Raw genomic sequence first — 13,057 nt, 5'->3', positions numbered from 1 at the left:
AATGATAATCCTTTTCGTTCGGGTGAGTTTAAAACTCTCCTTTAATTTCCCAGCCTTTTCTATATTTTCGACGAAGATACTTATCGGCCTCAGGATAATTAGGAAATTTCATATTAGCAGCATCCCATTCTAAAAGTTGATTTGGAACTTTAATGGCTACAGTGCCAAGAAGTATTGCTTCAGTCATTGGTCCCGACTGCGCAAAATGAGACTCTGTTTTTTCTCCCCCTAAGCATGCATCTACGAAGTGATGGTAATGGTTGCGACTTTCAAATTTTTTGAAAGGTTTATCTTTAAATTTAGCTTCAGGTAAAAGTACTGGCATTTCACCACCATGCGGTATAAGCAGTGCACCCTCAGTTCCGATAAGCATCGAACATTCGCCAGGATAATTATCCAAGGAATAGAGCGCGCGAACTTCTGCTGGTGGATATATTTCTCCATCAAACCATTCTAGTGTAAGCTTATTTGATTCTGTGTAAGCATTACCGGGGAAAATCCAGGTCATATGATCTCCTTGTGGCCAGGTATCTCCTCTTCGTTCGGGAGAATCCTTCCAGCTTTGCTGAACTTCAGCAATTACAGAAATCGGTGCTTTTAGGCCCAAGCCCTTCCATACCGCATCAAATATATGACATCCGATATCGCCAGACCATCCGGTTCCAAAGTCCTGCCAAGCTCTCCATTTGGCGGGATGATAGATGGCTGGTGCATATGGACGCATTGGTGCTGAACCTATCCATAAATCCCAGTTCAGGTTTGCAGGAGCCTCCTGGCTTTCTGCTGGTCGAGGGCCAGCAAGACGATAATCTATAGCGCCAGGACGATTGGAACATAAATAAGCATGTTTGATTTTACCAATTACACCGTCTTTTATTAACTGAACCCCAGTGCGATCGCAGGCGGTAGACGCAATTTGCGTTCCGAGTTGAGTGATTACTCCTTTTTTTATTGCAGCATTAGTAAGTGAACGAACTTCAGCAACGTTATGGCACATTGGTTTTTGACAATAAACATGTTTCCCTGCTTTAATGGCTTGATAGGCAACAGAAAAGTGGGTATGATCAGGGACCGTTACATTAACCGAATCAATGTTTTTTCCTTCTTGCTTAAGAAGTTCGCGCCAATCTGTATAGGTTCTAACTCCAGGAAGACCTTCTGCGGCAGCTTTAAGAATGTTACTATCAACATCACAGATAGCAACAATTTCTACATCAGGATGAGATTTGAAATTGCCTAAATCGTGAGCTCCCATTCCTCCAACGCCAATACAGGCATGTCTGAGCTTACGAGCCGGGATCTTTGCCGAGGCTACAGTGTTCATTAAAAAAGATGGTGCGATAGCCGCGGCTGCGGCCGACATCAGGAAATTTCTACGCGAAAATTGTGGGTTTTGTTTGTTCATGTCCATTACAGATTTAGGATCGTTTAAAGCCAGTGGGGCTGGCTTTAAATCAGGGTTCATTTATATTTGGTTTAGGCTACTGTTTGGTTATTAGCGGCTTAACAACAAATATATATTATTTTGCTTCCTGTAAAGCACCACAATTACTATACTTTGTAACAATTTAAATCGATTGTTCAGCCGTAAAATATTAATTCTATTTACATTTACTTTCTTATGATACATGCAAACCTACTTCTAATCCTGGCATTATTTTTCGCAATGGCGCTGCTTTATCTTTTAAGTCAGCGTTGGAAAATATCTTATCCAATTTTTCTGGTTATAGGTGGTTTAGCAATTAGTTTTATTCCCGGGGTACCTTCAATAAGTGTCAACCCAGATATTGTATTCCTAATTTTTCTTCCTCCGCTCCTATTTGAAGCAGCGTGGTACACTTCATGGAATGATTTTTGGAAATGGAAACGTTCCATCTTTTTATTAGGCTTTGGACTGGTTTTAATTACCTCACTCGCTATCGCCTACTTCTCAGTAAGTATTATTCCCGGTTTTACCCTTGCGTTTGGTTTTCTCCTGGGAGGGATTATTTCTCCTCCTGATGCAGTAGCTGCAACCTCAGTATTAAAGGGATTAAATATGCCAAAAAGAGGGTTGACGATGCTGGAAGGTGAAAGCCTAGTAAATGATGCTGCTTCATTAACAGTGTTTAGATTTGCTATTGCAGCCATTCTGACCGGACAATTTGTTTTACAGGAAGCCGTAACCGATTTTTTCGTTTTAGCATTTATGGGAGTTGTAGTAGGTCTTGCGATTGCTCATATTCTTTATTTTGTGTTGCGCTACTGGGCTAAATCTTCAAGTATCACTACACCAATTACCTTAATTGCACCCTATCTGATGTATATCGTAGCTGAGGAGTTTCATTGGTCAGGTGTTTTGGCTGTTGTGAGTGGTGGACTATTCTTATCGTTCAGATCAAATGACTTTCTCAACTACCATACCCGTTTGCAGACTAAAGAAGTATGGGCTACAGTAGGCTTTTTACTCAATGGTTTTGTTTTTATTTTGATTGGATTAGAGCTGCCTGTGATTGTTCAGGGGCTGGAAGGTTATTCAATGGAAGAAGCAATAAAGGATGCATTAGTTATAAGTGCCATCGTGATTTTGGTTAGAATTATTTTGGTGTATGTTGCCGGTTATCTTCCAAGATTTTTGAGTGCAAAGATTAGAAAAAAGGAAAATAGTCCCGGTTTAAAATTGCCTTTTATTATAGGATGGGCAGGAATGCGAGGAGTAGTTTCTCTGGCTTCAGCACTTGCAATTCCTTTAACACTAAATACAGGTGAAGCATTTCCTCATCGAAACATGATTCTCTTCATCACTTTCGTAGTAATACTAGTCACACTTGTTTTCCAGGGGTTAACCTTGCCTTTGTTTTTGAAATGGTTAAAGATTGAGGAAACCGAAGAGCGTGTACCTGAGGATGAGCAGATTGAATCTATTCGTTTACAGCTTGCCAAAGATTGCGTCAACTATCTTAATGATAAATATGATAAGGAGATGAATCAGTTCGAAACCATTGCAAGAATTAAAGAGCAACTTGAGCGAAGTATCAGAGCAACAGAGCGAACATTAATTGAGCAAACTCAAAAAGAAGAGGTGGGATCCGTAAGGAAATTATACAGGAAGATTATGCTTGAGCTAGTTACACTGAGAAGAGTTGGCCTTGAGAGACTTAAAGCTACAAAGCAGTATGATCACGAAGTTCTTCGTGATATGGAAGATAACCTGGATTTAGAAGAAGCAAGATTGAATAAACACTAATTAAGCGTTAAGGGAAAAGATCATTCTTCTATCACAATTTTTGTTCTCTGAACTCCCAGGTTTTGAAGACAATCAACCATGGCAGCTGTAAATGCATCCGGGCCACAGATGTAGTACCATTTATTTTGATCCCCAATATATGCTTTTAGTAAAGCTTCATCAATAGTTTTACTTTGGTTTTCGGAATGTAATGGGGCTTTTAATACATTTATGTAGTTTTCACCAAGTATATATTTTAGCTCGGTTTTATTGATGATATCGTCCTCATTATGATTGGCAAACAACAACGTGTTGCCTGATAAGGAATTTTCAACCTTCAGCTGTCTGAGGATCGCTAAAAATGGAGTAATACCAGCTCCTCCTGCGATAAAAAGACCTGGCCCTCTATATTGTATTGTGCCAAATATATCATGAACAATCAGTTCATCCATTGGATTTAATGTAGATAGTTTTGCGGTAAGACCATCATGTTCTTTATAGATTTTAATGGTAAATTCGAGATACTCCGATTGATTAAGGGAAGTAAAAGTGAAAGGACCAACGTTAGATTCAAGACCTGGCTTGTTAATAGAAATATCAGTTGCCTGTCCAGGTATAAATTGATAGTTCAACGGTTTCTCAACAGTGAAACGTTTTACATTATGCGTTATATCTTCAATACTTAGTATTTTAACGATATGTCTGTCTTCCTTATTTAAATCTTCCATAACAATGGCTATTTTCTTATATTAGAGAGCAGTAACCAATAAAGGGTTACAAATATTGTGCTGCTTTATGATTAAAATTAAAAGAATTTATGACCCAGTGCAAAATGAAGATGGTTTCCGAATTCTTGTAGATCGATTATGGCCACGTGGATTAAGAAAGGAGAACGTTAATATTGATTTATGGCTTAAAGAAATTGCACCTTCAACAGCGCTACGTAAGTGGTTTAACCATGAGCCGCAAAAATGGCAGGAATTTAAAAATAAGTACTTAGATGAGTTGTCAGCTAATAAGGTAGTACAATTGATTCTTTCTAAATGTGAAAATAATGCTCCAGTTACACTTCTTTATGCAGCTCATGATCATCAATTTAATCATGCTATTGTGTTAAAAGATTATCTACTAAATGAGATTGGCTAATAGGGCCTTGGTTTAACTATTCAGAAATTAATGAATAAAAGAGCCGACTTAGAAGAGAAGGTTCATCAGACAAGTGAAAAGCTCACCAAATTAATTCAAGAATCAGAGAAACTACTCCATCCCGAAAAACGATCTGACCAAGCTTAAATTAGTTCATTCCTGTGCATTATGTGATTTTCTCCTGTACTGTGAATGAACGATATCGTCATGCAATAGCAATTTGTACCTTGTAAAATGATATATGAAACAAAGATCCTACTTGAACATTGGAATAGTTGTTATATTGTGAAGCAGATTAATTTGCATCTGGATACAATTGAAAAAGAAAACTAGATTAAAGAAAGGACTTGTTACCTCGTTTATTTTTGCACTCATTTTTTGTTTTGCACAAAGTGCTGTTTTCTTTGATTCAGGAATCATACCACAAGATCTAATTTCTGAAACTTGTTCTCATGATCCATTTTTTGAGGAGATCCCTATGGATTTCGGATACTCATTTTCTGTTAAAAAGATAAACCATTTCAAACAGCATCTCCACAGAATAAATGCTGATAGATGGTATTATAAGCATCTTTTTTCTATCTCAAAAGTAACTATAGCATCCTGGAGCTGGCCCCAGCATGGCGAGTACAAGTTCTTATTTAGATTTACTCCTTTTTAATTTTCTGAATGTAAAATTAAGGCTATTCTAGTCTTGTCAGCGCTGTTATTTTCAGCGAAAGAATTACTGTATTTAAAAACTACAGCAGAAGTTAATTAACTATTTTATATACAAAGAGATAAATTGAATTATGAATTGTCCAAACTGTCAGGAAACTTTACTAATGACTGTAAGAAACAACGTTGAAATTGACTATTGCCCTAAATGCAGAGGGATATGGTTAGACCGAGGTGAATTAGATAAATTGTTATCACAAGAAGGTACTAAAAGCGGGTATGTAAAAGACCATGAGTCTTTCAGACCACAACATAGCGATCAGCATAATTACCGGAATGGTCATGGATACCCTAAAAAGAAAAAATCCTTTTTAGAGGACCTCTTTGATTTTTAGTTAATTAAGCTTAAAGTTGTTTATTGAAGCAGGTTATCTAATTAGATGCCTGCTATCATCTTTAATTTATATAGAAATCTTCGAATATTTAAGCATAGAAATACACAAAAAAGCATATATATTTGGGCTCAAATTTTTAGAAATATATTTTTATGGCAAAGGCATCCGAAATTAAAGTTGGAAATATCTTACGTTTCAATAACGAACTGGTAACGGTTACAGAGATTTTACACCGTACACCAGGTAAAGGTGGTGCATTCTATTTGGGAAAATTTCGTAATATTAAAACAGGGAAAATTGTAGAAGCCCGTTTAGGAACTGATGAGCAAGTTGAAATTTGCCGCGTGGAAACTAATGATTTTCAATATTTATATGAGGAAGGTGATTATTTTGTAGTAATGGACAATGTTACTTTTGAACAATTCAATGTTCCTAAAGCATTATTTGGACCATCAGCTAAATTTCTAAAAGAAGGAATGGATGTAATCGTGTCTGTTGAAAGTGAAGAGCCTATTATGGCACAAGCACCGAACTTTGTGGAATTAGAAATTACATACGCTGAGCCTGCAGTTAAAGGTGATACTTCTTCAGGAGCGTTAAAATATGCAACTACAGAAAATGGTATTGAAATAAAGGTTCCTTTATTTGTGAATCAAGGAGATAAAGTAAAAGTTGATACACGCACTGGTGAATATGTTGAACGTGTAAAATAACGTGTACTAGTGAATAAGAAAACGGCTTAGAGAAATTTAAGCCGTTTTTTTTATTTCATTTTATCCTACATTTCCCAAGCAGATTTCATTTGGTAAACGTCGAGTTTTTTAACAGGCAAGATTTAAACTCTTATGGTATGTAAATGATGAATACTGACCGGAAGTTTCAAATTAACCTCCATATGTTTATTAAAACGACTTTTTATCTGACTGTTTACCTGACCGATTAACCCATTTAGTTTATCAATTTGTTCACGAAAATGTTTTTTTTCTTCTGGCGTTTTAGGGAGGTCAATTGTAGTCTCAAAATAAATGCTGGCATTTTCTTTAAATACATTTATATCATGATATGGGTTATTGCTTTTTAAAAAAAAGAGAATATGATTTACAAGGTGGTTATAGTGATAGTTAACAATATTATCATCAGGCATTGAAGAAGGTACGCTAAAGATCGAATGCGTATTTAACTTGACTTCGTTCTCACTAACTAGTTGATCGTTGAAATCTAATGTGTACAATTCTCTTTTATCATTAACTTCTTTAATGACAGTATAAATTTGATCACCTTTTGGGGTAAAATATATTACCCTGGTTGATTTCTTAAGTTTCATTTCAATACCTCCTTTAGAGGTAAAATAAAATAAACCGGAAAAAGTTTTAAATAAAAAAGAAAAGCTTCAGAAAATCTGAAGCTTTTCTTTTTTAGTACCCGCCACCTCCATTGTTTCCACCATTACCGCCTCCGGTACTGGCAGCAACTAGAACAATGTTACCTCTCATTTCGCCACTTGTAAAATTTGAACTATGAATATTAACATACCATTTGCCTGACAAGAGCTGACTGATCTCTGTTGAGTTTAATGCTCTTGTTGTTCCAGTTAGTGTGCCGGAACTGCCAGTACTAAAACCAGTGATTTCAATTACAATCGGAGAGCTTACCGAATTTGATCCGTTGTCTGCACCATGAAAGTGCATTCCTGTTGTAGTTGCAGTTGAAGAACCGAGTTGCCAGTTAATGGTATAGGCAATAGTTTTAGATTGTTCACTATAAGTAATGTTTGCTGTTCCCATACCAGTTGTGGTAACCATAGGCACCTCATTTCCACCAGTTAACTGAACCGTTGCTGAATAAGTCCGGTAGGTAATTTCAGGCATGTTGTTTTTCTTTTTACAACCTGAAAACACGGATAAGAAGATGGCTGCAATTGCAAAAATTGCAGTAAGGGGTTTGACTGAATAAGTTTTCATTGCGGATAAATTAAATTATCTATTAATTACTCCGATTGACAGTACAAGAAGGGCGATAATTTTAGCTGACTTTAAGGGCTGTGCTGTCATCCTCGCTTCACAATACAATACGGGATACCTTGTAAAAAGGTTGCCTGGAAACAATATCCATTTAAATAATTCTACAACAAAAGCCATATTCGCTTTTATTGTAGAATTATTTGGTAGTACCAGTTAGCTTTAGTCCTTTAAACTGTATACTACAATCAAATGTTCCGGGTACCTCCCACCCTAAATTTGTGCTTTCTATACTCATGTCACTGATGGAAGAAGTTTTTAAGTATCCTTTTTCTTTTGCCTGATTGAAAGCTGCCAGCAATTGAGGATAGATGTCTTTATTAATGAAAATCCATTGTTTATCATGTAAAGATCCGGAAAACAGCGTTTTTGACGCAACATTCAAAATATATTTTTTGGTAGCGTCTTCTTTGCCTAGATCTTGTGCGCCATACTCCTCCAGATCCCGATATCGGTAGTCATATAAAGGAAGACCAAACCAAAAATAGTCACCATGGCCTGTGGATTGATTATTAGTGTTTTGGATTAACAGATACACTGTGATATGGCAGGTGTGTAAACCCGGATTGTAATCTTCACCCATTTTATTGAGGACATAATTTAACTTGGCACCAATGCTATAAGTTAACTTTTTTAGGTTAACAAGTTTGATGGGATTGGTTTTTTGTTCTAACAATAAATGCGGCCATGATTCACCTTCTTTCCGAGGGGCTAAATATTCTTTTGAAGCATAAACTTCCATATTAACAATTGCCTCTCCATTTTTCAATAAAAAGGATACCTTTTTTCCTTCATTTTTATAGATAACACTGTCATTTTTCATCTCTGGTTTTACTCCCTGTAAGTTAAATCTACTAGCCCATTGCGGCATTTTCCATACTGGTTGTAAATTAGCCTTCCCAAAAGGATAAAGCACTTCAATAGGTTTTGGATCAGATGAGCTTACCCCAACCAAATTTATACCACCTGTAAAAAGATTATCAGTAATAATTTTTACGGTGTCAGTATTTTCATAATTAGTATCGATAGTAAACGACTCACTTTTGCAATTGCCTACTATTAATAAATTGATAAGAAGTATGAGGGAGATAATTTTTAACATGATGAAAGTTAGTGTTTTTCTCCATTCAAAGAAACCATATAAGACTTCAGGCTTCATGAAGCCTGAAGTCTTGCTTGGATGTAATTAGCTAAATAATTCTTGCATATCACGATCCGCTGTAGGTATTTTCTTAAGAAAATCATCAAATCCGGCATTTTCCTGCGAACTATACATCCCATAAGCATCCAAAATATAGCCTATCTGCTTATCCTTATCTTCCAGTAAATAAAGAATAGAGTTGTCAGCGGGATCAGAATCTCCTTCAAAGCGATAAGTCTTAATTATTGTAAGATCATCAGGATTATAAATTTTATTAATCCCTACACCTTGCATTTTACCGTGATCCGTCATCTTTATTTCGTTGTCTAAACCTTTGATCCTTAGTTTCTCTAAGATCTGACTAAGGGTGTTCATTTCTATCGGGTTTTCCATAATAAATCTTATTTGTTGCAAGTAGAACAAGAACCATTACAAATGGTTTTCTTTTCTTACCACCAACCGGCGTTGAAAACTATTAATATAACTTTATCCATATCTTGCAGGCATGATCCCCAGAGGCAAACTATACATCAGCAATAAAGATTTATTTACCGGCATTTATTATTGTTTTACTGATTATTTTAAACCTCAAAAAGTAGACATCGCTGAGCAAAATACAAGTAAGCTGTTCTGTCTTTCTTTACGCACAGGTTTCGACTTGGTTTTAAGTGCTTTAAATTTCCCTGATGGCTCTGAAATTCTAGTAACGGACATCAATATTCCGGATATGTTTAGGATCATCACCGCTCATAATTTAATCCCGATTCCTTTACCGGTAAATAAGCAAACATTAAACGTATCGCCAGCCAACCTGGAATCAGCAATAACACCAGCAACCAAAGCCATATTGATTACCCATCTTTTTGGTGGAATTATCGAAACTGATGAAATAAATGCTATTGCCAGAAAGCACAACCTAATTGTGTTTGAGGACTGTGCCCAGGCTTATGCAGGAAGTGCCTATGAAGGTAATCCTACATCAGATGTAGCAATGTTTAGCTTTGGCCTCATTAAAACTAACACTGCCATACGTGGAGCCGTAATTAACATAAAAAACCCTGCTTTATATGAAGATGTTTTAAATAGAAGTGAGCAGTATAAAAAGCAAGATGTTTCAAGCTTTTTAAATAAACTGTTTAAGGTTTTATTGATAAAGCTGATTAATACTAAAACGGTGTATACCGCTTTTTATCATCTTGTAAAAGCCGCTGGGAAAGATTTTGATGAAGTGCTGGCTAGCTTTACCAGGGGTTTTCCAGGTGATGATATTTTTAAACAAATTCGTTATCGCCCTTGCTTGCCAAACAATAAACTACTCCGTAAAAAACTGAGTAACTTTGGCATGAATAGCATTGTTGCCAGAAAGCAATTAGCGAATGATATTTTACCACATCTTCCTGACAATTCCAAAATTGGGATGCTCAATACAAAACATACCTATTGGGTTTTGCCTATTGAAACCGGAGACCCTCAGAAACTTATCAGTTTCCTACGCAGTAATGGTTTTGATGCATCACAAAAAGCATCCAGTTTAATAAAGCTGAGCGCGCCATCGACTATCCCGAATCCTGAAGATTTGTTGCTGGAGAATATTGTTTATTTGCCAGCCTACCCTGCTATGCGCAAGAAAGACAGAAATAAGCTAGTTCAACTATTGATCAGTTACGAATTGACTGCAAATTAATTTCCGAATGTCTAAAAAGTGGTCAGCTGAAAAAATTCATTTATCGCTTTTTTATCTTTGAAGATTTCCCCAAGCTGAAAATGTAGGCACTAATGTCTGCCAGGTCATTTTTGGAAAGCGCTAGTCCTCGTGGATCTGGCATAATGCTGGTGGTCAACTGTTTCTTTTCCTTCACTTTTTGAACATCTAAAACGTGCTGTTTCCCTGCCAGGTCTTTAATCACCAAGGTATTTCCTTGAGATAACATAAATCCAGAAACAACAGTTTCATCTTTCATTGTAACTACCCATGGTTCGTAACCAAAAACTATAGCAGCACTTGGATTAATGATGGCATCCAGTAAACTACCCTTATCATATTTCTTATTAATGTTAGTCAAGTCGGGGCCAATGGTTTTTCCGAAATCACCCACCTTATGGCAAATTGCACATTTGGTATTGAAAATAACGTTACCTTTTTTAATATTCCCGGCAATTTTATTGATCTCTGGTATAGAAAAGGTCATACTTTCATGATCCTTAGGCGAAGATCTTGTTTTTTCAAGATTAGCCTGCAGCTTCTCCAGTTCCTTATTGGTTTTTGAGTCAGTATCCTTCTTTTCAGAAATTTTCGACCAATCGTATAACGAAAACCAGTCATTGCTCTTCCGGAAATTGATCCAGTATCCTGCATTTTCTTTTACATCTGCAAGTGTGCTCTTCTGAAGTTCCAGCATAGATTCTACGCTTTCTGTTGTATTGATAAAGGCCAGCGCAGTTATTGCCCTCTTACGTTCTTCCTTACTTATTTTCAGACTCCCTGCCCTTGCAGTCAGGTCTTTGATAGCCGTAGCCGGATGGATCCTCCAGGCGATTTTAGCGAATTTATTACTCCATTGTAAGGGATCATCATTCCCAATGGCTTTTTTTATTGCGGTATACACCAGGTCTTCTTTTCCCGTAGCAGCAATCCCCAAAGCATTTAAATACCAAGGGTCATTTCCATCAGATCGGGTAGCAAGACTTACAATTAACTTTGTCGATTCAGCTGCAGGTAAATCCCTTAAAGCAATAGCTACTTCACGTCTTACAGCTGCAGAAGTATCGTTTACTGCAATCTTTAATAAGGCTGGTAATGTGGCTTTATCTTGCTTTAAGGCCCGGAATGCAGTCAAACGAATAGCTGCATCCTTATCATTTAATAACTGCTTTACTTCAGCTTTACCACTTTCACCTAACTGTGCCATCAGCCATACTGCACGGGCTCGGTGAAATGCATTAGTTGATTTCAGAACCTCTCTTACCTGATCAATCACCTGAGTGCCCTGAGCTTTTAATGCCACAAAGCCAGCATTTCTAACATTAATGGCGGGATTTAATAAAGCTTGAATTTGACCATTTACCGAGTTTAAATCGATATGAGGAAGCTTAAGGTTTTTTCCGGTTGGAGTAATTCTATAAATTCTGCCAAAACCTTTTGGGTCATCCATCTTATGTCCGCCTACAACCGGGTCATACCAGTCTGCGATATACAGCGCGCCATCTGTACCAACTGAGATATCACTAGGACGGAACCATTTACTTTCACTGGTTACTTTTTCATCCCATTTATAATTATCATCCACTGTTTTTAGTGTAGAAATGAAATTCTTCCTTTTGAGTTCAAAACCTGCCCCTTTAGGCTTAGGCTTGTATCCATAAATTACGTTTTTACCAGCTTCACAACTTAAAAGCATACCCCGGTATTGGTTACCAAAGGCGTCTCCCTCGTAAACTACCATTCCAGTTGGTGATCCGGCTCCTGTATTGTCACCAGCAGGCATTACTCCCGGATCTTCCTGATGCCAATGTGCTGTAAAAGTTGATTGTCCCGGACGTTGGTCTGCCTGCCAGTACCGATTGCCATCTGCGCTAAAATAACCGGCATTACCACCCTCCATTACATAACTAGTGCGACAGGTAACTACCTGATCATCGTTGTCACTTTGCCACATATTGCCATAAGAATCGAGGGCCAGCTCATAAGCATTTCTAAAGTTATGGGCCATAACCTCAAGTCCTTTTCCATCTTGCCCGATACGCATAGCCAATCCTCCTACCCAGATTTTGCCATCATCACTTTTTTGTCCACCTGTATTTTCTTTGTTATAAGGGCTTCCTCCAGTATAAAGGCTTCCAGAACGAAGGTTCCATCCCGCTTTGTCTTTTACCTCATGTGGACCAGCATTCCCGACGTTAAAATACCATTTTCCATCAGGACCGGCTACCAGAGAATGAAGACTATGGTCATGGTCTTTTCCGCCAAACCCGGTAAGAAATATCTCCTTTGAATCTGGTTTGTCATCCCCATCATTATCCGTATAAACAATAATTGAAGGTGCGCATGAAACGATTACTTTATTACCTATTACGGCAATTCCTAATGGCGACACTAAATCCTTATCCTCAACAAAAACTTTAGATCGGTCACTCTTCCCATCACCATCGGTATCCTCAAGTATCATTACCCTATCCCCTTTAGCATGATGAATGAACTTAGTAGAATCGTTGTTGTAATTACGATAATTTACCGCCTCAGTTACCCAAACGCGTCCTTTGGCATCTACATCCATATTTGTTGGGTTATAGAATTGTGGTGATTCAGCCCAAACTGTAGCCGTAAAGCCTTTAGGAAGGTATAGACCTGCATGAAGATTAGTCGAATCCAGGCCGGGAATATCCGAATGATCATCACGTTCTAACTTGAAAAATAGAAATGAGATGGCAATCAAAATCAGTAACAGATATTTTATCATAATAGTTTATTTCTTATTCGACCTGATAGTGGTCTCGT

The 13,057-nt window shown here is 37.3% G+C and carries 12 protein-coding genes; 5 read left to right on the top strand and 7 right to left on the bottom strand.

Annotated features, from left to right (window positions below):
• Window positions 1-28: 28 nt before the first annotated feature.
• The gene (locus HQN83_RS15750) at window positions 29-1,465 is read right to left on the bottom strand and encodes a Gfo/Idh/MocA family protein (RefSeq protein WP_217277399.1); all 1,437 of its coding nucleotides are present in this window, start codon (window positions 1,463-1,465) and stop codon (window positions 29-31) included.
• A gap of 156 nt (window positions 1,466-1,621) precedes the next feature.
• Between HQN83_RS15750 and HQN83_RS15745 the strand changes: the two genes are divergently transcribed.
• Window positions 1,622-3,226 (top strand): Na+/H+ antiporter, encoded by a 1,605-nt coding sequence (locus HQN83_RS15745; RefSeq protein ID WP_173091280.1) that lies wholly within the window; start codon window positions 1,622-1,624, stop codon window positions 3,224-3,226.
• 20 nt (window positions 3,227-3,246) lie between these two features.
• Here HQN83_RS15745 and HQN83_RS15740 read toward each other — a convergent pair whose 3' ends face one another.
• Window positions 3,247-3,933 carry a ferredoxin reductase domain-containing protein gene (locus HQN83_RS15740; protein WP_173091279.1) on the bottom strand — a complete coding sequence of 229 codons (687 nt, stop codon included), beginning with the start codon at window positions 3,931-3,933 and terminating at the stop codon, window positions 3,247-3,249.
• 67 nt (window positions 3,934-4,000) lie between these two features.
• On the opposite strand from HQN83_RS15740, the gene HQN83_RS15735 reads away from it, so the two are divergent.
• From HQN83_RS15735 to efp, 3 genes are all read left to right on the top strand, one after another.
• Entirely contained in the window at window positions 4,001-4,351 is a 351-nt protein-coding gene (locus HQN83_RS15735) for a DUF488 domain-containing protein (RefSeq protein ID WP_173091278.1), read from the top strand.
• A gap of 824 nt (window positions 4,352-5,175) precedes the next feature.
• On the top strand, window positions 5,176-5,403 hold the full coding sequence (locus HQN83_RS15730) for a TFIIB-type zinc ribbon-containing protein (protein WP_246254520.1): 228 nt from the start codon (window positions 5,176-5,178) through the stop codon (window positions 5,401-5,403).
• Window positions 5,404-5,555: 152 nt separating this feature from the next.
• Entirely contained in the window at window positions 5,556-6,116 is a 561-nt protein-coding gene (efp, locus tag HQN83_RS15725; protein ID WP_173091276.1) for an elongation factor P, read from the top strand.
• 122 nt (window positions 6,117-6,238) lie between these two features.
• Here efp and HQN83_RS15720 read toward each other — a convergent pair whose 3' ends face one another.
• The 4 genes from HQN83_RS15720 to HQN83_RS15705 all read right to left on the bottom strand — a co-directional run bounded on the left by HQN83_RS15720 (window position 6,239) and on the right by HQN83_RS15705 (window position 8,955).
• On the bottom strand, window positions 6,239-6,727 hold the full coding sequence (locus tag HQN83_RS15720) for a hypothetical protein (protein WP_173091275.1): 489 nt from the start codon (window positions 6,725-6,727) through the stop codon (window positions 6,239-6,241).
• Between the two features lie 91 nt (window positions 6,728-6,818).
• Window positions 6,819-7,364, bottom strand: coding sequence for a CHRD domain-containing protein (locus tag HQN83_RS15715; protein WP_173091274.1), 546 nt, complete (start codon window positions 7,362-7,364; stop codon window positions 6,819-6,821).
• A gap of 196 nt (window positions 7,365-7,560) precedes the next feature.
• A complete protein-coding gene (locus tag HQN83_RS15710; protein ID WP_173091273.1) occupies window positions 7,561-8,580 on the bottom strand; it encodes a hypothetical protein in 1,020 nt (339 codons plus the stop codon).
• Between the two features lie 27 nt (window positions 8,581-8,607).
• The gene (locus HQN83_RS15705; RefSeq protein ID WP_173091272.1) at window positions 8,608-8,955 is read right to left on the bottom strand and encodes a hypothetical protein; all 348 of its coding nucleotides are present in this window, start codon (window positions 8,953-8,955) and stop codon (window positions 8,608-8,610) included.
• Window positions 8,956-9,067: 112 nt separating this feature from the next.
• Here HQN83_RS15705 and HQN83_RS15700 point away from each other — a divergent pair, with 112 nt between their 5' ends.
• Window positions 9,068-10,246: a DegT/DnrJ/EryC1/StrS family aminotransferase gene (locus tag HQN83_RS15700; protein WP_173091271.1), complete on the top strand. Its 1,179-nt coding sequence runs from the start codon at window positions 9,068-9,070 to the stop codon at window positions 10,244-10,246.
• 40 nt (window positions 10,247-10,286) lie between these two features.
• Here HQN83_RS15700 and HQN83_RS15695 read toward each other — a convergent pair whose 3' ends face one another.
• Window positions 10,287-13,019 (bottom strand): PVC-type heme-binding CxxCH protein, encoded by a 2,733-nt coding sequence (locus tag HQN83_RS15695; RefSeq protein WP_173091270.1) that lies wholly within the window; start codon window positions 13,017-13,019, stop codon window positions 10,287-10,289.
• Window positions 13,020-13,057 lie beyond the last annotated feature (38 nt).

The sequence above is a fragment of the Pedobacter foliorum genome, assembly GCF_013266735.1.
GTDB lineage: Bacteria > Bacteroidota > Bacteroidia > Sphingobacteriales > Sphingobacteriaceae > Pedobacter > Pedobacter foliorum.
The sequence above is the reverse complement of the archived record's forward strand: the minus strand, read 5'-3'. Positions and strand labels throughout refer to the sequence as shown.

Bases quoted from the DNA above. Each gene is read 5' to 3' on its own strand.
- HQN83_RS15735 (WP_173091278.1), top strand. From the start codon at position 4,001: ATGATTAAAATTAAAAGAATTTATGACCCAGTGCAAAATGAAGATGGT.
- HQN83_RS15730 (WP_246254520.1), top strand. From the start codon at position 5,176: ATGACTGTAAGAAACAACGTTGAAATTGACTATTGCCCTAAATGCAGA.
- HQN83_RS15710 (WP_173091273.1), bottom strand. From the start codon at position 8,580: ATGAAGCCTGAAGTCTTATATGGTTTCTTTGAATGGAGAAAAACACTA.
- HQN83_RS15700 (WP_173091271.1), top strand. From the start codon at position 9,068: ATGATCCCCAGAGGCAAACTATACATCAGCAATAAAGATTTATTTACC.
- HQN83_RS15715 (WP_173091274.1), bottom strand. From the start codon at position 7,364: ATGAAAACTTATTCAGTCAAACCCCTTACTGCAATTTTTGCAATTGCA.
- efp (WP_173091276.1), top strand. From the start codon at position 5,556: ATGGCAAAGGCATCCGAAATTAAAGTTGGAAATATCTTACGTTTCAAT.
- HQN83_RS15720 (WP_173091275.1), bottom strand. From the start codon at position 6,727: ATGAAACTTAAGAAATCAACCAGGGTAATATATTTTACCCCAAAAGGT.
- HQN83_RS15695 (WP_173091270.1), bottom strand. From the start codon at position 13,019: ATGATAAAATATCTGTTACTGATTTTGATTGCCATCTCATTTCTATTT.
- HQN83_RS15745 (WP_173091280.1), top strand. From the start codon at position 1,622: ATGATACATGCAAACCTACTTCTAATCCTGGCATTATTTTTCGCAATG.
- HQN83_RS15705 (WP_173091272.1), bottom strand. From the start codon at position 8,955: ATGGAAAACCCGATAGAAATGAACACCCTTAGTCAGATCTTAGAGAAA.
- HQN83_RS15740 (WP_173091279.1), bottom strand. From the start codon at position 3,933: ATGGAAGATTTAAATAAGGAAGACAGACATATCGTTAAAATACTAAGT.
- HQN83_RS15750 (WP_217277399.1), bottom strand. From the start codon at position 1,465: ATGAACCCTGATTTAAAGCCAGCCCCACTGGCTTTAAACGATCCTAAA.